18 protein-coding genes and 1 riboswitch are annotated in these 18,541 nt (G+C 67.1%); of the genes, 6 read left to right on the top strand and 12 right to left on the bottom strand.

Going from position 1 to position 18,541, the window contains the following annotated elements:
• Nucleotides 1-17: 17 nt before the first annotated feature.
• From WKB88_RS10955 to WKB88_RS10945, 3 genes are all read right to left on the bottom strand, one after another.
• Nucleotides 18-485 (bottom strand): SRPBCC family protein, encoded by a 468-nt coding sequence (locus tag WKB88_RS10955; protein WP_341394592.1) that lies wholly within the window; start codon nt 483-485, stop codon nt 18-20.
• Nucleotides 486-527: 42 nt separating this feature from the next.
• Complete coding sequence (locus tag WKB88_RS10950; RefSeq protein WP_341394591.1) at nt 528-2,987, bottom strand: phosphoketolase family protein; 2,460 nt, start codon at nt 2,985-2,987, stop codon at nt 528-530.
• Between the two features lie 101 nt (nt 2,988-3,088).
• The gene (locus tag WKB88_RS10945; RefSeq protein ID WP_341394590.1) at nt 3,089-5,740 is read right to left on the bottom strand and encodes an ATP-dependent DNA ligase; all 2,652 of its coding nucleotides are present in this window, start codon (nt 5,738-5,740) and stop codon (nt 3,089-3,091) included.
• 122 nt (nt 5,741-5,862) lie between these two features.
• On the opposite strand from WKB88_RS10945, the gene WKB88_RS10940 reads away from it, so the two are divergent.
• Nucleotides 5,863-7,341, top strand: coding sequence for an SDR family oxidoreductase (locus WKB88_RS10940; protein ID WP_341394589.1), 1,479 nt, complete (start codon nt 5,863-5,865; stop codon nt 7,339-7,341).
• A gap of 1 nt (nt 7,342) precedes the next feature.
• On the opposite strand, the gene WKB88_RS10935 is transcribed toward WKB88_RS10940, so the two are convergent.
• The 7 genes from WKB88_RS10935 to soxR all read right to left on the bottom strand — a co-directional run bounded on the left by WKB88_RS10935 (nt 7,343) and on the right by soxR (nt 12,672).
• Nucleotides 7,343-8,059, bottom strand: coding sequence for a pentapeptide repeat-containing protein (locus WKB88_RS10935; protein ID WP_341394588.1), 717 nt, complete (start codon nt 8,057-8,059; stop codon nt 7,343-7,345).
• A gap of 2 nt (nt 8,060-8,061) precedes the next feature.
• Nucleotides 8,062-8,280: a PLDc N-terminal domain-containing protein gene (locus WKB88_RS10930; protein WP_341394587.1), complete on the bottom strand. Its 219-nt coding sequence runs from the start codon at nt 8,278-8,280 to the stop codon at nt 8,062-8,064.
• 67 nt (nt 8,281-8,347) lie between these two features.
• Complete coding sequence (locus tag WKB88_RS10925; RefSeq protein WP_341394586.1) at nt 8,348-9,913, bottom strand: bifunctional hydroxymethylpyrimidine kinase/phosphomethylpyrimidine kinase; 1,566 nt, start codon at nt 9,911-9,913, stop codon at nt 8,348-8,350.
• Nucleotides 9,910-10,605, bottom strand: a complete 696-nt coding sequence (gene thiE / locus WKB88_RS10920) for a thiamine phosphate synthase (RefSeq protein ID WP_341394585.1) — start codon at nt 10,603-10,605, stop codon at nt 9,910-9,912. Before thiE ends, WKB88_RS10925 begins: the two co-directional genes overlap by 4 nt.
• Nucleotides 10,602-11,420, bottom strand: coding sequence for a hydroxyethylthiazole kinase (gene thiM, locus WKB88_RS10915; protein ID WP_341394584.1), 819 nt, complete (start codon nt 11,418-11,420; stop codon nt 10,602-10,604). The genes thiE and thiM overlap by 4 nt, the downstream gene beginning before the upstream one ends.
• Nucleotides 11,403-11,492: riboswitch (TPP riboswitch) on the bottom strand. It overlaps the preceding gene by 18 nt.
• Before the next feature lie 121 nt (nt 11,493-11,613).
• The gene (locus tag WKB88_RS10910; RefSeq protein WP_341394583.1) at nt 11,614-12,102 is read right to left on the bottom strand and encodes a flavin reductase family protein; all 489 of its coding nucleotides are present in this window, start codon (nt 12,100-12,102) and stop codon (nt 11,614-11,616) included.
• A gap of 87 nt (nt 12,103-12,189) precedes the next feature.
• The gene (gene soxR, locus WKB88_RS10905) at nt 12,190-12,672 is read right to left on the bottom strand and encodes a redox-sensitive transcriptional activator SoxR (protein ID WP_341394582.1); all 483 of its coding nucleotides are present in this window, start codon (nt 12,670-12,672) and stop codon (nt 12,190-12,192) included.
• 178 nt (nt 12,673-12,850) lie between these two features.
• On the opposite strand from soxR, the gene WKB88_RS10900 reads away from it, so the two are divergent.
• From WKB88_RS10900 to WKB88_RS10890, 3 genes are read left to right on the top strand one after another with little or no spacing between them, the layout of a single operon-like run.
• Complete coding sequence (locus WKB88_RS10900) at nt 12,851-13,801, top strand: hypothetical protein (protein WP_341394581.1); 951 nt, start codon at nt 12,851-12,853, stop codon at nt 13,799-13,801.
• A 15-nt stretch (nt 13,802-13,816) separates the two neighbouring features.
• Nucleotides 13,817-14,734 (top strand): non-homologous end joining protein Ku, encoded by a 918-nt coding sequence (gene ku / locus WKB88_RS10895; protein ID WP_341394580.1) that lies wholly within the window; start codon nt 13,817-13,819, stop codon nt 14,732-14,734.
• A 3-nt stretch (nt 14,735-14,737) separates the two neighbouring features.
• Entirely contained in the window at nt 14,738-14,998 is a 261-nt protein-coding gene (locus WKB88_RS10890) for a hypothetical protein (RefSeq protein ID WP_341394579.1), read from the top strand.
• Nucleotides 14,999-15,065: 67 nt separating this feature from the next.
• Here WKB88_RS10890 and WKB88_RS10885 read toward each other — a convergent pair whose 3' ends face one another.
• A complete protein-coding gene (locus tag WKB88_RS10885; RefSeq protein WP_341394578.1) occupies nt 15,066-15,305 on the bottom strand; it encodes a DUF2630 family protein in 240 nt (79 codons plus the stop codon).
• A 241-nt stretch (nt 15,306-15,546) separates the two neighbouring features.
• A complete protein-coding gene (locus WKB88_RS10880; protein ID WP_341394577.1) occupies nt 15,547-16,011 on the bottom strand; it encodes a DUF4383 domain-containing protein in 465 nt (154 codons plus the stop codon).
• Between the two features lie 165 nt (nt 16,012-16,176).
• Between WKB88_RS10880 and WKB88_RS10875 the strand changes: the two genes are divergently transcribed.
• A complete protein-coding gene (locus WKB88_RS10875) occupies nt 16,177-16,974 on the top strand; it encodes an SDR family oxidoreductase (RefSeq protein WP_341394576.1) in 798 nt (265 codons plus the stop codon).
• Between the two features lie 3 nt (nt 16,975-16,977).
• Entirely contained in the window at nt 16,978-18,462 is a 1,485-nt protein-coding gene (locus WKB88_RS10870; RefSeq protein ID WP_341394575.1) for an FAD-dependent oxidoreductase, read from the top strand.
• Nucleotides 18,463-18,541 lie beyond the last annotated feature (79 nt).

Here is an 18,541-nt window from a genome sequence, read left to right as displayed (position 1 = left end):
GCGGGGGGTGAGAAGCGCTACGCTCCGGAGACCGCCGCGGCGAGCTTGTTCAGCGACTCCTCGAGGTCATCCTTGGACACCATCGGGAAGGACACCTTCTTCAGGGTCTCCTTGTCCGTGACGTGGGACCAGTCGTAGGTCAGGGTGACCTCGGTGGAATCCGCGCCGTCGGCCTGCAGCTCCCAGACCCACTGCCAGCCCTTGGGCTCGGTGCCGGCCGGAGCCGTCTGCCACGCGAGCAGCTTGTTGTGGTCGTACCCGGTGACGTGGTTTTCCGTCTGGTAGTCGCCCATTTTTTCGTTGTTCATGTTCATGGTGAAAACCTGGCCCGAAGCGGTGATGCGGTCGGTCTTCTCGTCCGAGACCACCATGCCGGAGCCGTCCAGCTCGGAGTGGCGCTCGGGGTTGGACAACAGGTTGAAGATGTCTGCTGCCGAGGCATCGATGACCCGGGAAACTACTACGCTCGTCTGATCAGTGGTCAATGAACTCTCCTTCGATAGATGGATAGTACGTACCTTCGCGGCTCAGTCCGCAGTCTGTTCCGAGGCTTCCTGCAGTTCCCAGCCCGTGATGTACGGCGGGTCCTGCCCTTCGTCCCGGGTGTACTGCCGGCAGCGTGCCCGTTCATCCTGCAGCCACTGCCGGAAACCGGCCTGCGTTGATCCCAGCGACGCTACCCGGTCCAGCACGTCTATGGCCAACTGGAACCGGTCGATCTGGTTCAGCATGGCCATGTCGAACGGCGTGGTGGTGGTGCCCTCCTCCTTGTAGCCGCGCACGTGCAGATTCCCGTGGTTTGTCCGCCGGTACGTGAGCCGGTGGATCAGCCAGGGATAGCCGTGATACGCGAAAATGACGGGCTTGTCCTGGGTGAAGAGGGTGTCAAAATCCCTGTCGGACAGCCCGTGCGGGTGCTCCGCCTCGTCCTGCAGGCGCATCAGGTCCACCACATTGACCACCCGGATTTTCAGGTTCGGCAACTGCTCCTTCAGCAGGGCGGCGGCCGCCACGGTTTCCAGCGTGGGCACGTCGCCGGCGCAGGCCATGACGACGTCGGGATCGGTCTTCCCGCCGGGCCCCGCGGTTTCGCTTCCGGCGAAGTCCCAGATGCCGATGCCCCGCTGGACGTGCAGCAGCGCTTCCTGCGGACTAAGCCAGGCAGGGGTGGGCTGCTTGCCCGAAACCACCACGTTCACCCGGTCCCGGGTGCCCAGGATGTGCTCGGTGACGGCGAGCATGGTGTTCACGTCCGGCGGCAGGTACACCCGGATGACGTCCGCCTTTTTGTTCACCACGTGGTCAATGAAGCCCGGGTCCTGGTGCGAGAAGCCGTTGTGGTCCTGCTGCCATACATGGCTGGAGAGCAGGTAGTTCAGTGATGCCACGGGCTGCCGCCAGGAGAGCCCGCGGCTGACCTTCAGCCATTTGGCGTGCTGGTTGAACATGGAATCGACAATGTGGACAAAGGCCTCGTAGCAGTTGAACACCCCGTGCCGGCCGGTCAGCAGGTATCCCTCCAGCCAGCCCTCACAGAGGTGCTCGGACAGGACTTCCGCCACCCGTCCGCTGCGGGCGAGGTTCTCATCGATCTCGTCGATGCGCTGCTGCCAGGCCTTGTCGGTCACTTCGTAGACTGCCTGCAGCCGGTTGGAGGCAGTCTCGTCCGGCCCGAAGATCCGGAAATTGGACGGGTTTTTCGAAATGACGTCCCGCAGGTAGCCGCCGGCGGTGATCATCGGGGAGATCCGCTGTGTTCCGGGTTTCTCCACGTCCACGGCGTGCTCGGCGTAGGCCGGCAGTGCCAGGTCCTGCAGCAGCCGGCCGCCGTTGGCGTACGGGGTGGCGCTCATCCGCAGGTCTCCGGCCGGGGCGAGTGCGGCAATCCCGGCACGCAGCCGGCCGGCGTCGTCGAACAGTTCCTCCGGACGGTAGGACTGCAGCCATTCCTCCAGCTGCGCCAAATGCTCCGGGTTGTCATGGATTTCGGACAGCGGCACCTGGTGCGCGCGCCAGGTGCCCTCCACCTGTTTGCCGTCCACCACGGCCGGGCCGGTCCATCCCTTCGGCGAGCGGAACACGATCATCGGCCAGCGCGGGGCATGGATGTTGCGCTCGTCGGCGTCCGGGGCGTCGGCGGGAACTGCCGTGCGCGCCCCCGAGCGGTAGGGAGCCTGGATGGCGTCGATTTCCGCCAGGCAGGCTTCCAGCGCCTCGGCGAAATCGGCGTGCGCCTGCGCCGTGGACGCCGGGTCCTCCACAGTGACCAGGTAGGGGCGGTAGCCGTAGCCCTCCATCAGCTTCACCAGCTGTTCCTCGGGCATCCGGGACAGGATGGTGGGGTTGGCAATCTTGTAGCCGTTCAGGTGCAGGATGGGCAGCACTGCCCCGTCGACTGCCGGATCCAGGAAGCTGTTGGAGTGCCAGCTGGCGGCCAGCGGCCCGGTTTCGGCCTCGCCGTCGCCGATGACGGTGGCGGCGATCAGGTTGGGGTTGTCGAACACCGCACCGTAGGCGTGCGCCAGGGAATACCCCAGCTCACCGCCTTCGTGGATGGAGCCGGGGGTTTCCGGGGCCGCGTGGCTGGGCACGCCGCCGGGGTAGGAGAACTGCCGAAACAGGGTCCGCAGGCCGTCCTCGTCCTTGCCCACGTGGCTGTAGATCTCGGAGTAAGTGCCCTCGAGCCAGGCGTTGGCGACGTTCGCGGGGCCGCCGTGGCCGGGGCCGGTGATGAACAGGATCTCGCGCCCCTGCTCGCGGATGAACCGGTTCAGGTGAGCGTAGATGAAGTTGAGGCCCGGTGTGGTGCCCCAGTGGCCGAGCAGCCGGGCCTTGACGTCCTTCTTTTCCAGCGGGCGTCGCAGCAGGGGGTTGTCCCGCAGGTAGATCTGCCCGGCGGAGAGGTAGTTGGCGGCCCGCCACCACGTGTCCACGTCTGTCAGGGTCTCGCTCAGGGGTTGTTCCGGTGCAGTTGGCGCAGAGGTCATGCGGTGCCTCCTTGGCGGGTTGGTTCAGCGGGTTCCGACGGCGGATGATCGGCGGCGGAGGTGCGGCGGCGGAACGGTTCAGCGGATCTGTCAGCAGGCGGTCAGGGGACTTCCATCACGACGTCGGAGGGTTTCTTGTCCGGCCGCAGCCCCCGCCAGGCGGGGTGGCGCAGCTTGCCGGTGGACGTGCGCTCCGAATAGGTCACCTCACCCACCAGGACGGGCCGGACCCACTGGGCGTCGGAGGCGTCTGCGGCGGGCACGTCATTGAGTGGCGGCGTCTTGCGGCCCAGTTTCTTGAGTTTGCCGCCCACCAGGGCCAGGTCCTTTTCGCTGAGCCCGGAGCCCACCCGGCCAATGTACGTCAGGTCATGTCCGTCCGGGACGGCGACGAGCAGGGAGCCGATCTTGTGGGCACGGTTGCCCTTGCCCGGGCGCCAGCCGACCACCACCACCTCCTGGGTGAAGGAGTTCTTGAGCTTGATCCAGCTCCTGGACCGCCGGCCGGGCAGGTAGACGGCGGCCAGGCGCTTGGCCATCACTCCTTCCAGTCCGAGTTCCCTGCTGGATTCCACCGCGTCCTCCATGGACATGTCCAGCGCCGGCGGCACCTGGACATGGCCGTCCTCCCCCGCAGGTTCCACCGCCTGCTGCAGGATCTCCCGGCGCTGCGTATAGGGCAGTTCCAGAAGGGAGTTGCCGTCCAGCCAGAGCAGGTCAAAGAGCATCAAATGCACGGGGGTCCGGGCCGCGGCGGCTTCGATCTCTCGCCTTTTCGTCAGGTGCATCCGCGGCTGCAGCAGCCCGAAGTCGGGGCGGCCGGCCTTGTTGACCGCCACAATCTCGCCGTCGAGGACGGCCCGTTCCCCGTTCAGGTACTCGCCCAGTTCCTGCAGCTCGGGGTAGGCGGCGGTCATGTCATTGCCGTTGCGGCTGATCAGCCGGGTTCCTTCCGGGGTGACGTCGACAATGGCGCGGACGCCGTCCCATTTCATCTCGAAGCCCCACTCGTCCTCGTCGCCGACGTCGGCGCGGGTGCCCAAGGTGGCGAGCATGGGTTCCAGTGACGGCATGCCGTGCTCCGCTGCGTCGGCGGCCACGGCCCGGGGGACGTCCGCCGTACCCGGAAGGGTTTTACGGCTGGGCGCGGGTGCCGCGGCGGCTGCTGCGACTGCCTCCTGCGGCGAATCTGCAGAACCTGCCCCGTTCCTTTCGCCGGCCTTTGCCGTGGCTGCGGGTTCTTTCGTCGGCGGCCCGGCTTTCTTCGCCGCCGCCCCGGCGTCTTCCGACCCGGAGTTCGGTCCAGACTGCGGCTGGTGCTTCATGAGGTGGATGAGCCAGTTGTTGGCCCCGCCTTTGCCCCCGGTGTGGATCAGCGCGAACCGCCGGTCGGCGCTGCCTTCAGAGGCGAGTCCGCCGTCGGGCTGTCCGTGCAGCACTGCGATGACTTCCTTGCCGTCCCGCCATTTTTCCTTCTCGTAGGTGCCGTGGTCCCAGATCCGGACCTCTCCGGCTCCGTATTCGCCCTTTGGGATGGTGCCTTCAAAACTGCCGTAATCCAGCGGATGGTCCTCGGTCTGGACGGCCAGATGGTTCTTGTCCGGCGAATCCGGCGGGCCCTTGGGCAGCGCCCAGGAAACCAGGACGCCGTCGTGCTCCAGCCGGAAATCCCAGTGCAGGCGCCGTGCGTGGTGCTCCTGGATGACAAAGCTGTTGCCCTCGGAGGGTTCGGCGGGCTCCTCGGGCACCGGTTCGGGGGTCTTGGCGGCATCGCGCATGCTGCGGTATTTGCTGAGCCGGTCAGCGGCAGCGGATTCGCCGTCCCCAAGCGCGTCCGCATCCAGTTCCCCGGAGTCCATGCCCGCCAGCAGGTCGCCGTCGTCGGCCAGCCGCTGCACAACCTCTTCGTAATCGAGCTGCGCCAGGTTGGGATCTTCCAGCTCTTCCCAGGTCCGCGGAGCAGCAACCGTGGGGGTGAACCGTCCGCGCAGGGAGTACGGGCAGATGGTGGTTTTGTTGCGGTTGTTCTGGCTCCAGTCCAGCAGCACCTTTCCGGTGCGCAGCGACTTCTTCATATCGGAGACGATCAGGTCCGGATGGTCGGCTTCGAGTGCCCGGGCGAGTTCGTGGGCCACGGCACTGACCTCCTCGGAGGTCTGTTGGCCGTCCAGCGCCGCGTACAGGTGGATGCCCTTGGATCCGCTGGTGACCGGGCGGGCATCGAGGCCCATGTCGGCCAGGATGTCGCGGGCCAGCCGGGCAACTTCGGCGCACTGGGCCAGGTCGGCGCCCTCTCCCGGGTCCAGATCCAGCACCAGCCGGTCGGGGTTGTTGATCTTGCCGCGCGGGCCGAAGCGCCACTGCGGCACGTGGATTTCGAGGGCGGCGCTCTGGGCGAGCCAGGTCAGCGTTGCCAGGTCATTGACCAGCGGATAGATGTTGGTGCCGCTCTTATGCTCGATGGGAAACCGCTTCACCCAGGTGGGGGCGGAGGTCTCAATGTTTTTCTGGAAGAACACCTGCCCGGGATCCTCCGGAGTGCCTACGCCGTGCACCCAGCGCTTGCGGGTGCACGGGCGGTCGCGGGAGTGCGGCAGCAGCGCCTCGGCAACTGCGGCGTAGTACGCCAGGACCTCGGCCTTGGTGGTTCCGGTTTCCGGATAGAGCACCTTGTCGAGGTTGGTCAGCCGCAGGCGGTGGCCGTCCACATTGACGGTTTCCTGCTGCTTCAGACCCGCTCCGCTGCTCGCCATGGTCCCTAGTCTTACCGGGAATACGGGCCAATTTCCACTATTTGTCAGACTGCTGGGGGAATTACGCCACGGGCGTTCCCGCTCCCCTCGGTTCAGTGGAAGGACCTGTGTAAGTTGGAAAGATGACGGATCCACAGCGGGTTTTGGTAACGGGCGCCACGGGCTACATCGGCGGGCGGCTGGTTCCGCTCCTGATTCAGGACGGACACAAAGTGCGCGTCCTGGTCCGTTCCCCGGAGAAGCTGAACGATGTGCCGTGGCACGACGACGTCGAGATTGTCCAGGGCGACCTCACGGACAGGGACTCCGTGGCAGGTGCCATGGCCGACACGGATACGGTCTATTTCCTGGTCCATTCCATGGCCTCCGGCAAGGGCTTCGCGGCCCAGGAGGAGGACATTGCGAACATCGTCGCCCGAGCAGCGGAAGAAGCGGGCGTTCGGCGGATTGTCTATCTGGGCGGCCTGCATCCGGAGGGTGAGCTCTCCCCGCACATGCGCTCCCGCACCGAGGTGGGGCGGATCCTGCTTGAGGGCAAGGTTCCCGCGGTGGTTTACCAGGCCGGAGTGGTCATCGGTTCCGGGTCCGCCTCGTTTGAAATGATCCGCCACCTGACCGAAACCCTGCCGGTGATGCCCGCGCCGAGCTGGGTGCGCCGGCGAATCGAACCCATTGCCATCCGCGACGTGCTGCATTACCTGGTGCGCGCCGTCGACCTGCCCGCGGATATCAACCGCACGTTCGACATCGGTTCCCGGGAAGTGCTGACCTACGCGGAGATCATGAACGGCTACGCCGAGGAAGCGGGCCTGCCGCGGCGCCGGATCTACGCCCTGCCCCTGCCCGCCCCGCGGCTGGCCGGCATGTGGGTGGCCCTGGTGACGCCCATCCCCCGGTCCATGTCGCTGCCGCTGGTCGAATCCCTCCAGCACGACGCCGTGGCCAAGGAACACGACATCGACGACTACCTGCCGGGGCCCGACGGCGGCCGCACCGGCTATTCCGAAGCGGTGAAGCGGGCGCTGGGCAAGGAAAAGCGCGGCGAGGTGGAAACCACCTGGGCCGGAGCCTCCCCGGCGGCCGATGAGGCCTCATCCCCGCTGCCCAGCGACCCGAACTGGGCCGGGCAGACCGTCTACGTGGATTCCCGCCAGCGCCGGTCCGCGGTGGCTCCGGAGCATGTCTGGCGGGTGATCGAGGGCATCGGCGGCAAGAACGGCTGGTATTCGCTGCCCATGGCCTGGGCCATCCGCGGGGTGCTGGACAAAACCGTGGGCGGGGCCGGGCTCACCCGCGGCCGGCGGAACCCCACCACCCTCTTCACCGGCGACGTCGTGGACTGGTGGCGGGTGGAGCTCCTCGAGCGCGGAAGCCTGCTGCGGCTGCGCGCCGAAATGCGGGTTCCCGGAAAGGCCTGGCTGGAGCTGCGGGTGGATCCCGACGGCGACGGCAGCCTCTACCGGCAGCGTGCCATCTACTTCCCCAAGGGGCTGGGCGGCAAGCTGTACTGGTGGCTGATTGCCCCGTTCCACGGCCTGATTTTCCCGTCCATGGCCAAGAACATCACCAAGCACGCGGCCCGGCTGGCGGAGGAAAGCTAAGTCAGCCTTCCACGCGCAGGCCCAGGTTCGCCGCCAGCAGCGGCGCCAGCATCATCAGCTGCGCATCATCCACAGTGGCGCCGCCGAGACCGGGCAGATGCGTAATGGACCGGAAGTCTGTGGTGCGCAGGTCCACGTCCTGCAGCACGGCACCGGAGAGGTTCAAACTGCCGATGCGGCAGTTCCGGAAGGCCACGCGGGTGGCCTGAACGCCGTCCAGGTCCAGTTCCTCGATGGTGCAGCCGCTGAACAGCACGTCGGTGAGCCGGGAGCTGCGCAGGTTGACGAAGTCCAGCTTCCCGCCGTCGACGTGGACGGAGTTCCAGCCGTTGTCATACAGCTCGGCCGATCCCAGCCTGCTGCCCTCCAGCACCACGTCCCGGAAGGTGCTGCGCGGTGCACGGAACACCGGCGCGTACAGGCCGTTGAACCGGCAATCCAGGAACCTGGCTCCGCGCAGGCCGGTCTCCGTCATGGACACCGACGTGAATTCGCACTCCGTGAAGGTGCTGCCCTGCAGGTCGGTGCCGTCAAAGGACCGGCCGTCAAAAAGCAGTCCCTCGAAGCTGCCGGAGGCTTCGGGCGCCGCCGCATCGGTCAGTGCGTTCAGGCGGACCGGATCCAGTGCCGGTTCCCGCGTCTTTGCGGTGCTGTTTTTCCCTCCGGTCTTTCCTCCGGCAGCGCGGCCGGTGCCCGGCCGGCGCGTTGCGGGCGCCACGCCTACTTGCGCCGGCCGAAGATGAAGTAGGACAGCGGACCGATGAAGTTCACGGCGCAGGCCGCGGACCAAAGCGCCCGGGGTCCCCGCACCTCGGCGGCGGGACGGCGCCAGATGTCCGCGAGGGCAAGGCCGGCCAGGAGCACCTGGACGGTGGCTCCGACCCCAACCATCTTTTTCTGCTGGGCGGTGAGGTCCTTGGCGGAGTTTTTCTTGACCACTGTGCTCTCGTTTCTGTTGGGGATGCCGGGCGGGAGCTGCTGCCTCCGCCCGGCACCGCTGCTGTGCTTACGATTCTCCCGCGCCCGCGGCGAAAAACTCATACTCCCGGTGTGTCGATTCACGGAAGGCCGAGCGGGTGAGCTCCCGGACGTCCTCGGCGCTGCGGTCCAGCACGCGTTCCAGAATGCGCACCGCGGCTGCCGTGGACTCGTTAAAGGCGGGATCGCTGTAGGTGTTCAACCATTCGGCGTAGGGGTGGCCGGAATGGTTGGTCCCGGACAGCCGGGCGCCCACGTCCGCATAGACCCAGAAGCACGGCAGAAGGGCGCCGACCAGCCGTTCATATTCGTGGGCACCCCGAACCGGACCGGCACCGTCGGCGCTGCCCAGCAGATGCTGCAGATAGCCGCGGGTGACCGGCCCCGGTGAAGCTCCGCGTCCCGCGGCCCCCGTCTCCGGCAGCCACGAGGTGTGCAGCTCCATCTCGGTGGCCAGCGCGTCGTACGCCGCCCTGGCCCAAAACACCTGCTCTTCAAAGGCGGGAGCCAGTTCGCTGGCACGCGCCAGCGCCCGGGCGTAGCCGCGGAGATACAGGGCATCCTGTGCGAGGTAGAAGTCGAAGGCTTCCCGGTTCAGCTTTCCGCTGCCCAGGTCCCGGACGAAGTCCAGTTCATTGATTTCCGTCCGTACCGCGGCCGTCTGCTCCCAGAGCGCCCCGGTGTGCGGACCGGCCGCTTCCACGGGCGGTGTTTCCTTCACCGGTTCCTGCACCGTCCCCGCTGCCGGGAGGGGCTCCAGCCCGCGTTCCCACACCCCGTGGAAGTGGTGCACCGGCCCGTGGCCGGCACCGACGTCGAGCTCGTCGGCGTTTTCCAGCGCCTCCTGCAGCCAGGCTTTGGTCGCCGTTAGCGCCTGGTCCCAGCGGCCCAGGCGGGCATGGAACGTCGCCATGGCCGCGGACATCGAGCATCCCGTGCCGTGGGTGTTGACCGTGTCCACCCGCGGTGCCTGGACCTGCAGCACCAGGGGGTCCGCTGCGCCGGCATCCACCAGGGCATCGGGGCACCGGTCCCCCGCCAGGTGCCCGCCTTTGACCAGGACCTTGACGCCGTAGGCGGCAGAGAGGCGTTTGCCCTGTGCCAGGGCGCAGTCCCAGGACTCCGCGACCGGTTCCTGCACCAGCACGGCCAGCTCGGGCAGGTTCGGCGTCACCAGGTCCACGCGGTGCAGCAGCTGCCGCAGGGCCGCCTCCGCGCCGTCGTCCAGCAGGCGGTCGCCGCTGGTGGCAATCATGACCGGGTCCAGGACCACGGCGGGCACGCCGGCTTCCGCCAGCCACGCGTCAACGGTCTGCGTGAGATCGGTGCTGCCGAGCATGCCGATCTTCACGGCGTCAATGCCGACGTCGTCGCCCACGGCTTCCAGCTGTTCACGCAGGAAGCCGGCCGGCGGGGTGTGCACCGAGCGCACGCCGCGGGTGTTCTGGGCGACCAGCGCGGTGACGACGGCCATGCCGTACCCGCCCGTGGCCGCGATGGATTTGAGGTCGGCCTGGATTCCGGCGCCGCCGGTCGGATCGGTGCCGGCGATGCTGAGGATCCGGGGGATCCGGGGGGCCCTGCCGGCGCTCATGCGGGGCTCCCAGCATGCCAGGCCCGGACCAGATCCGCGGCTGCAGCCTGCGGATCGGCCGCTGCGCAAATGGCCGACACCACTGCGGCGCCGGTGGCACCGGCTGCCCGCAGGGCACCGATGTCCTCGCGCACGATGCCGCCGATGGCTACCACCGGCAGCGGCGCCCGCGCCGCGAACTCGGTAAATCCGCTGATTCCCAGCGGCTTCGGATGATTTGCTTTGGTGCGGGTGGGCCGGATGACCCCGGTCCCGAGGTAATCCACGGTTCCCGGCGGCAGCGCTGCGAGCGCTTCCAGATGCTCCGCGGTGTTGGCGGTCAGGCCGACGACGGCGTCCGGGCCCACGAGCGTGCGCACCAGCTCGGCGGGCAGGTCGCTTTGGCCCACGTGGACTCCGTGGACGCCGGCGCGGGCGGCCCGGGCCGCCAGGTAGATGTCCACCCGGTCATCCACCAGTACGGTGGCCCGGTTTCCTGCGGCTTCGGCGACAGCAAGGACCAGGGCGTAAAAATCAGCCGCCGAGGCGTTCTTTTCCCGTACCTGGATGGTTTCCACGCCGCCTGCCACTGCGGCCCTGACGGTCTCGACGACCCCGCGCGGCCCGCAAAGGACCGTGTCGGTCACCAGGTAAATGCCGCTGTTGCGGACGCGCTCCCGGGCCCGGGACACGTCAGCGACTCCGGCCTTCATGCGCTCACCAGCCGCTGCTTCAGGTCCTGCGCGTTGAGAGAGGCGAGGGCGTCGAGGAAGCCGACGGCGAAGCTGCCCGGTCCGGAGCAGGACTGCGCTGCCGGTTCAGCCGCAACGGTGTAAACGGCGGTTGCCGCCGCCACTGCGGCCAACTTGCCGCCGTCGCCGGCTGCGCCCAGGAATGCCGCGGTGACAGCGCCCAGCGCACAGCCGCCGCCGGTGACCCGGGTGAGCAGCGCATCACCGTTACTGACCCGCAGGGTCTGCACGCCGTCCGTGATCACGTCAGTGGGGCCCGAGACGGCGACAACGGAACCGTGTTTTTCAGCCAGCAGGAGCGCCGCCGGAAGGGCGCTTTCCGGATCGTCGGTGGCGTCGACGCCGCGGCCGCCGGACCCGAGGCCGGCCAGCGCAATGATTTCCGAGGCGTTCCCGCGGATGGCCGTCGGCCGCAGGGCCAGCAGTTCGGCCGCGAGGGCAGTGCGCACCGGCAGGCTGCCCACGGCCACCGGGTCCAGCACCCAGGGGGTTCCGGCATCATTGGCGGCTTCGGCGGCCTCCAGCATGGCCCGGCGCTGTTCCTCATGCGGGGTGCCCAAATTGATCAGCACACCCGAGGCCGCCCGGGCGAACGGTCCTGCCTCCCCCGGTATGTCGGTCATCGCCGGTGCCGCGCCCAGCGCGAGCAGAACGTTGGCGGTGAAATTTGTGACCACGGCATTGGTCAGGCACTGCACCAGGGGCGGTTCGGCGCGCAGGCGCGCCAGGAGGGTGGAAACGGTTAACGGTGTCAGGCGAATAGTCATCCGCGACATCCCTTCGCTAGTTCGAACTAGATCAGGTTCAACGGGTGTTATCTCAGCCTGTCGGCACCCCGTGTCACTGCAAAGCACTCTAGGCCATTTGCGCGCCCGTTCCCACCTGGGCCCGAGGGACCCCGGCCGGCGCTGCTCCGGCCGCCCTGCTTACGCCTGTCCGCCCGTCCGCCGGGTCCGCCGGGTCCGCCGGTTAGAGCGTGGAGTGGTCACCCAGCCGGTGATAGGTGCGGTTGTGGTAGACCAGCGGCTCATCCGGCGCCCCCGGGCTCAGGATCTCCAGGACTTCGGCAGTTACCAGTACGGAGGAGCCGACGGCGGTGCGCTCCAGGATTCGGGCGCGGAGGGCCCGCGGCACATCCCGCAGCAGCGGTTCCCCGGTGGGAAGCTCCTCCCAGGCCAGCGCCGAGGTGAAGCGTTCGGAACCCGGGCGGGCAAAAAGATCGGCCAGCCCGGCATTCCGGGCGCCCAGGAGGTGCACCACAATGGTCTCGGCAGAGGCAACAACGCCGGCTGAACCGGAGGCCGAGGCCAGCGAAAAGACCAGGATGGCCGGATCGGCCGAAACGGAAGACACAGACGATGCAGTCAGTCCCACCGGACCGGACCCGCCGTCGGTAGTAATGACGGCCACTCCCGCCGGATGGGCACGGAAGGCGTCCTTGAAATGGTCTGTGAGCATACGTCCTACGCTAGAACCTCAACAATGGTTGAGGTCAAATCGGAGCCTGCCCGCTGCGGCGACCCGCGGCCCGGCCGCAGCCGCTCATCAGTAGTCCAGGACGGGTGCACCGGTTCCCCGGCCGGCTGATTCGTCGTCGGGGTTTACAAACCGGCATTCGGCAAGCGAGAGGCAGCCGCAGCCGATGCAGCCGCCGAGGCGGTCCCGCAAAGCCTCCAAGGAGTGGATCCGGGCGTCCAGTTCCTGCCGCCACGCCAGTGACAGCCGCTGCCAGTCATTGTGATCCGGCACGGCGTCCGTCGGCAGTTCTTCCAGGGCGCGCGCAATGGTGGCCAGCGGGATTCCGGCGCGCTGGGCGGCCCGGATCACCGCAACCCGCCGGAGCACGGAGCGGTCAAAGCGCCTCTGGTTCCCCGCCGTGCGGCGGCTGGCGATCAAGCCCTGCCGCTCGTAAAAGTGCAGCGCGGAAACCGCCACGCCGCTGCGTTCCGCCACCTGGCCCACCGTCAGTTCGGACCGGGCGGAGCCGGGTGGGTCCGCTAATCCGTCGCTGCCTGCAGTCTTGCCCATATTCGCCTCCGTCCCTTCCATTATCGGTGTTCCGCGGGCGCCGCCGACATCCTGCGGGCTTTCACGGCGGGCAGCATCCGGGCTTTCTCGTCAGGACTCTGGCGGCTCCGCCGCCGGCGTGCCTACAGTGGCGCCCTGAACAGTGTCCGGGCGCCCGGTCCGGACCGGAAAGGCCGGCGTGAGCACTGCACCTCCCGCCGCCGGAACCCTGGTTTTCCTGCAGGGCACCGGCGGCCCCGATCCTGTTCCTGCCCGGATCATCCGCGAACAGTTGGTGCTGGAACCCGGTCTGGCCAACTACACCGTCCTGAATGTCGCGTGGGCCGCCGGCGCTGCTCGCGATGTCAGCGTGGTGCCGGCACTGCCGCCGCGCTACCGGGACAGCGCCGCCGCGGCGGAGCTGCCCGGGCCCGACGGCGGACGGGGCCTGGCAATGGCCGGAATGGATCTGCTGCGCGCAGCAGCGGCGCCCTGGCCTGCTGCTTCCGGGGCCGGTGCGGCCGCGGAAACGGATACGGCGGCTGCGGAGGAACGGGTGCTGGCCGGCAGCGTGCAGCGATGGGTGCTGGAGCTGGTGACCAATGCCGCCGTAGACCGACGCGTGCCGCTGACCGAAGCCGCTTCGGATTTTTCCCGCAGCATCATCTATTACCTCCGCCGCGGAGCCGACGCCCGGTCCGTCATTGCCAATGCCCTGCGCCTGTCCCCGCAGGACGCCCCGGTCATCCTGTTCGGGCACAGCCTCGGCGGGGTGGCGGCGGTGGATCTGCTGACCGGGCCGGAGTGGGACGCAGCCGGCATGCGGGTTGACCTGCTGGTCACCGCCGGCTCCCAAAGCCCGTGGCTCTACCTGCTGGGCGGGCTGGCCCTTGCCGGACCCGGAAAGCCGGGGAGCGTTCCGGTGCCGTGGCTGAACTTCTGGGATGAGCGGGATCTGCTGTCCTTTTGCGCCGAAAATGTCTTTTCCGGCGGCGCCGGGATCCGTGATGTGGAGATCACCTCGGGCGAACCGTTTCCGGCGTCGCACAGTGCCTACTTCACCGATCCGGACCTCTACCGGGCCATAGGCGAGGAGGTGGCGGGCGCGGATCCGGCCCGGGGACGCTCTGGCCCGGACGCCGGGGTTTAGTGTTCACTGGACTACATGAGAGCCATCTGGAAGGGCGCCATCGCCTTTGGACTGGTCAATGTCCCAGTCAAGGTTTACGCCGCCACCGAAGACCACGACGTCAGCCTGCACCAGGTCCACGAAAAGGACGGCGGGCGCATCCGCTATCAGCGCCGCTGCGAAATCTGCGGCGAGGTGGTGGAGTACAAGGACATCGCCAAGGCGTACGACGACGGCGAGCAGACCGTGGTGCTCACTGATGAGGACCTGGCCTCCCTGCCGGTGGAAAAGAGCCGGGAGATCGACGTCGTCGAATTCGTTCCCAGCGAGCAGGTCGATCCGATCCTCTTCAACAAGGCCTATTACCTGGAGCCGGACTCCAAGTCCACAAAGTCCTATGTGCTGCTGCGCCGGACGCTCGAGGACACCGAGCGCACGGCCATCGTACAGTTTTCGCTGCGCCAGAAGAGCCGGCTCGGTGCCCTGCGGGTCCGGGGTGACGTCCTGACCCTGCAGACACTGCTGTGGGAGGACGAAGTGCGCGAGGCGTCCTTCCCGTCCCTGGACGAGAAGGTGCGGATCAGCGCGAAGGAGCTGGAAATGTCCTCCGCCCTCGTCGATTCCTTCAGCTCGGACTTCAACCCGGCCGAATTTACCGACGACTATCAGGAACAGCTGAAGACGCTGATCGAAGCGAAGCTCGAAAAGGGCGAGGCGCTGGACACCGAGGAAACCTTTGGTGGCGAGTCCGACGACGAAGGCGGCAAGGTCCTGGACCTGATGGAAGCGCTGCGCCGCAGCGTGGAAAAAAACCGCGGCAAAAAGTCCGGCGGGACGAAATCCGGCGGCTCGGGGTCACGGTCCTCGTCCCGGCGCAAAAACGACGACGGGGAATCCAGCGAGAAGAAACCCGCGGCGCGGAAAACTGCCGCCAAAACCAAGAAGGGTGCGTAGGCCATGGCCATCACGAACTTTTTCCGCGACCGCAACGGGCGGATTCGGATTTTTGAAGCACCCAACCTTCCCATCCTTGCGTGGGCCGGGTTTGGTGCCGCGTCCATGATGGCGCTGACGCCGAAGTACCGGGACCTCATGGGCAGCCTGAGCAAAGCTTCACTGGTGATCTGGGCCCTGCTGGAGACTGCGACCGGTCAGAGCCCGTTCCGCCGGACCCTGGGCGCAGCCACACTCGCCCGGGAGGTCCTGCCCGGCGACTGACAAAGTACTGCGTCCAAAGTCCTGAGGTCGCCGAAGTCCTGAGCCGATGGCGCAGCCTGCGGTGCAGTTACTGCTTGTAGCCTTCGACCTCGCCGACCGGCCTAACTGTCGCATCGTCCGGGTTTTCGCCGGCGTCCAGGCGAGCCCGGCGCTGCCGCAGCAGGTCCCAGCACTGGTCCAGCTGCTCCTCAACCCGGCGCAGCTGCTCCATCCGGTCCTCGGGATGCTCGCCGGCAGGCGAGTCCCTCAGGGACTGTTCTTTCTCCACTAGTTCTGAAATCCGGTGCTGAATCTCGCTGGCGTCCATTCCCCTACGCTAGCCACCGCGCACGCCCGTGACCAGCACCCCGCAGCCGCCGGAGGCGGATGTACCCGGGATGCCAGGGGTCTATTGCCTTTTTCTGCAGGCCCGGGTGAAATCCGAACGGTATTAGGACGGCGTTGAACAATGGCGGTTGAACCATCACGGGTGAACAAGGGCTGGACAGCGGAAAGGACCGGCAATTGCCGGTCCTTTCCGTGGTCTTTTACGGTGTGGAGGTCCTGTTTTACGCGGTGGAGGTCCTGCCCGAAGTGGCCTGGCTGCGGCCAAACAGCAGACCCAGTCCGACCATGGCAATGCCCAAAATCAGGTGCAGCCAGTTGTCCGCGTTGTTGACGGGAACAAAGTTTCCCGCGGAGTGATGGGGAACGATCAATCCATAGATCCACAGCAGCAGGTAAACAACCCCGCCGCCGATGAGGAAAATTCGGGCCGTGTTGTTAGCCCTGGCCATGATGAGCCCGAGGAAGCCGAACAACAGGTGGACGATGTTGTGCAGAATGGACACCTGGAAAACCCCGAGAAGGACTGCCTCCGACGTATTTCCGGCGAAGTACAGGGCCTCGTAGTTCTGGGTAATTCCCGGAACGAATCCCAGAACACCGATCACGATGAAGATTAAGCCGAAGTACCAGGACGCCCGCTGGGCATTGGTGCGGCGGAGTGATCTGCCGCCGGTGGGATAGGACATAGCGAACTCCTTTTGCTTTGCCGAACTCCTTTTGCCTTGCCTGTTGATCGCCGGCTGCAGCCGGCACACGGGACATATTCCCCGGAACGAATACTCTTCAACTGTTGCACAATTCCGGGAACATGGGAAGCATACTTAGCATCACCGATAGAAGGGAACAGAGTCATGGTTTTCACCCCCCGCACAGCGATCGTCACCGGATCGGACTCCGGGATAGGCCGGGCCACGGCAGTGGCGCTGGCAGCTTCCGGGCTGGACGTGGGTATCACCTGGAACACGGACGAGGAAGGTGCAAAGGAAACCGCCGACGAGGTCCGCTCCCACGGCCGGCGGGCTTTCACCGCCCGGCTGGACACCACCGACCTGCCCGGCTGCGGCAGCGTCATTGATGATCTGGTCCGGGAACTCGGTTCATTGGACGTCTTTGTCAACAATGCCGGCACGGGAGACGGAAAGCCGTTCCTGGAGCTGGACTATGAAACCTGGATGCAGACTTTGGACACCAACCTCAACGGCGCGTTTGTCTGCCTGCAGCATGCGGCCCGCACGATGGTTGACGCGGGACGGGAAGGACGGCTGATCGCAGTGACCAGCGTCCACGAAACCCAGCCGAGGGTGGGCTCCTCCGCCTACACAACCTCCAAGCACGGCCTGGGCGGTCTGATGAAGGTTTTGGCTCTGGAGCTGGGCCAGTACGGGATCACCGTCAATTCGGTGGCGCCGGGTGAGATCGCCACCCCCATGACGGACCAGCACAATGAGGATCCGCATCTGGCCGACCGCCCGGGCATTCCCCTCGGCAGGCCCGGGGACGCGCGGGAGATTGCCGCCGTCGTCGCCTTCCTCGCCTCCCCAGCCGCCAGTTACGTCACCGGCGCCTCCTGGCCCGTGGACGGCGGGATGCTGCAGATGGGGCCCCAGGGCGGCTCGCACATCACGTCCACCGACTGGCTGGAGGCCTGATCCTTGGAATCACTATGGCTGGCCACTTCTCCACCCATTCCCGTGGACGCCTTCGATCCGGGAGGTTCCTACGACACGGTCGTGGTCGGCGCCGGCCTGACAGGTCTCACCACTGCCCTTCTGCTGGCCCGCCGCGGCCGGAAAGTGGCTGTGCTGGAGGCCCGCCAGGCAGGGGCCGTCACCACCGGAAACACCACCGCGAAGGTATCCCTGCTCCAGGGTCTGCAGCTGTCCAACATCTCCTCCCACCAGGGAGCCGACGGCGTCCGCAGCTATGTGGAAGCGAACCGCGCGGGCCAGGACTGGCTCCTGGAATTCTGCCGGGAGCACGGCGTTGACCACGATATCCGCACCGCCTACACCTATGCGAACAGCGACAGCGGCCGGCAGAGCCTGGAGAAGGAACTGTCCGCGGCGTCCGCGGCCGGACTTCCGGTGCGGATGACCCGGGACACTGAACTGCCGTTTGAAGTTTCCGGTGCCCTTGAGCTTGCCGGGCAGGCACAGATCCATCCGATGCAGGCCCTGGCCTCGCTCGCCGTCGAATTCCGGGCGAGCGGCGGCACCCTGGTCCAGGGCGTCCGGGTCACCGGGGCGGGCACGGCTGCCGGAGAGCGGATCCGCGTGGTCACCTCATCCGGCTCGGTGACCGCCCGGCATCTGGTTCTGGCCACCGGCATTCCCGTTTTGGACCGCGGCGGTTACTTCGCCCGGCTCCTGCCGCTGCGGTCCTACGCGGCGGCGCATCCCATCAGCGGCGAGGTTCCGCAGGGAATGTACCTGTCCATCGATACCCCGTCCCGGTCTCTGCGCACCGCCCGGGTGGACGGGACGGACTATCTCATCTCCGGCGGCAACGGACACGCCGTCGGGCGCCATCCGCACCCCCAGGCGCTGGTGGATGATCTGGCGGAGTGGACGGTACGGAATTTTGCGGTGTCGGCTGCGGCCTATGCCTGGTCCGCGCAGGACTATGAGCCAGCAGCGGGCCTGCCCTATGTGGGACAGGTGCCGTTCGGCAACGGGAGCATCTTTGCCGCCACCGGCTTCAACAAGTGGGGCATGACCAATGCCGTTGCTGCGGCACAGTCCATCAGCGAGGCAATAAGCCCGGATCCGGAAAGCAGCCGGGCAAGGAACTGGTACCAGCCGAAGCTGTCCTCGCGGGACGTGCTCACCGCTGTGCGGGACAACGCCGAAGTGGGGCTGGAAATGCTGGCCGGATGGGCGTCATCGATGGCCGACACCAACGAGTCCGCACCCCCGGAGGGGCAGGGCAAGGTGGTGCGCCGGAATCTGAAACCCGTAGGCGTCTGCACGGTGGACGGAGACGTTTCCCGGGTCTCGGCGATCTGCCCCCATCTGGGCGGAGTGCTCTCCTGGAACGATGCGGAGGCGTCCTGGGACTGCCCGCTGCACGGCTCCCGCTTCGCCGCCGACGGAGCTCTGCTGGAAGGTCCTGCAGTCCGCGGACTGGACCGGGCCTGAGGACAGGTTCCAGGCCCGCAGGCGAAGCATGGCAAAGGGCGCACCACCGGGGTGCGCCCTTTGCCGTGCTTTCGAGGTG

The sequence above is a fragment of the Arthrobacter sp. G119Y2 genome, assembly GCF_038069765.1.
Classification (GTDB): domain Bacteria; phylum Actinomycetota; class Actinomycetes; order Actinomycetales; family Micrococcaceae; genus Arthrobacter_B.
Note: the sequence above shows the minus strand (reverse complement) of the source record. Positions and strands in the feature narration are given on the sequence as shown.

What these genes read in the sequence shown, in the direction of transcription:
- WKB88_RS10950 (WP_341394591.1), bottom strand. Translation starts at nt 2,987, where the DNA reads ATGACCTCTGCGCCAACTGCACCGGAACAACCCCTGAGCGAGACCCTG.
- WKB88_RS10945 (WP_341394590.1), bottom strand. Translation starts at nt 5,740, where the DNA reads ATGGCGAGCAGCGGAGCGGGTCTGAAGCAGCAGGAAACCGTCAATGTG.
- WKB88_RS10940 (WP_341394589.1), top strand. Translation starts at nt 5,863, where the DNA reads ATGACGGATCCACAGCGGGTTTTGGTAACGGGCGCCACGGGCTACATC.
- WKB88_RS10925 (WP_341394586.1), bottom strand. Translation starts at nt 9,913, where the DNA reads ATGAGCGCCGGCAGGGCCCCCCGGATCCCCCGGATCCTCAGCATCGCC.
- thiE (WP_341394585.1), bottom strand. Translation starts at nt 10,605, where the DNA reads ATGAAGGCCGGAGTCGCTGACGTGTCCCGGGCCCGGGAGCGCGTCCGC.
- thiM (WP_341394584.1), bottom strand. Translation starts at nt 11,420, where the DNA reads ATGTCGCGGATGACTATTCGCCTGACACCGTTAACCGTTTCCACCCTC.
- WKB88_RS10910 (WP_341394583.1), bottom strand. Translation starts at nt 12,102, where the DNA reads ATGCTCACAGACCATTTCAAGGACGCCTTCCGTGCCCATCCGGCGGGA.
- soxR (WP_341394582.1), bottom strand. Translation starts at nt 12,672, where the DNA reads ATGGGCAAGACTGCAGGCAGCGACGGATTAGCGGACCCACCCGGCTCC.
- ku (WP_341394580.1), top strand. Translation starts at nt 13,817, where the DNA reads ATGAGAGCCATCTGGAAGGGCGCCATCGCCTTTGGACTGGTCAATGTC.
- WKB88_RS10890 (WP_341394579.1), top strand. Translation starts at nt 14,738, where the DNA reads ATGGCCATCACGAACTTTTTCCGCGACCGCAACGGGCGGATTCGGATT.
- WKB88_RS10885 (WP_341394578.1), bottom strand. Translation starts at nt 15,305, where the DNA reads ATGGACGCCAGCGAGATTCAGCACCGGATTTCAGAACTAGTGGAGAAA.
- WKB88_RS10880 (WP_341394577.1), bottom strand. Translation starts at nt 16,011, where the DNA reads ATGTCCTATCCCACCGGCGGCAGATCACTCCGCCGCACCAATGCCCAG.
- WKB88_RS10875 (WP_341394576.1), top strand. Translation starts at nt 16,177, where the DNA reads ATGGTTTTCACCCCCCGCACAGCGATCGTCACCGGATCGGACTCCGGG.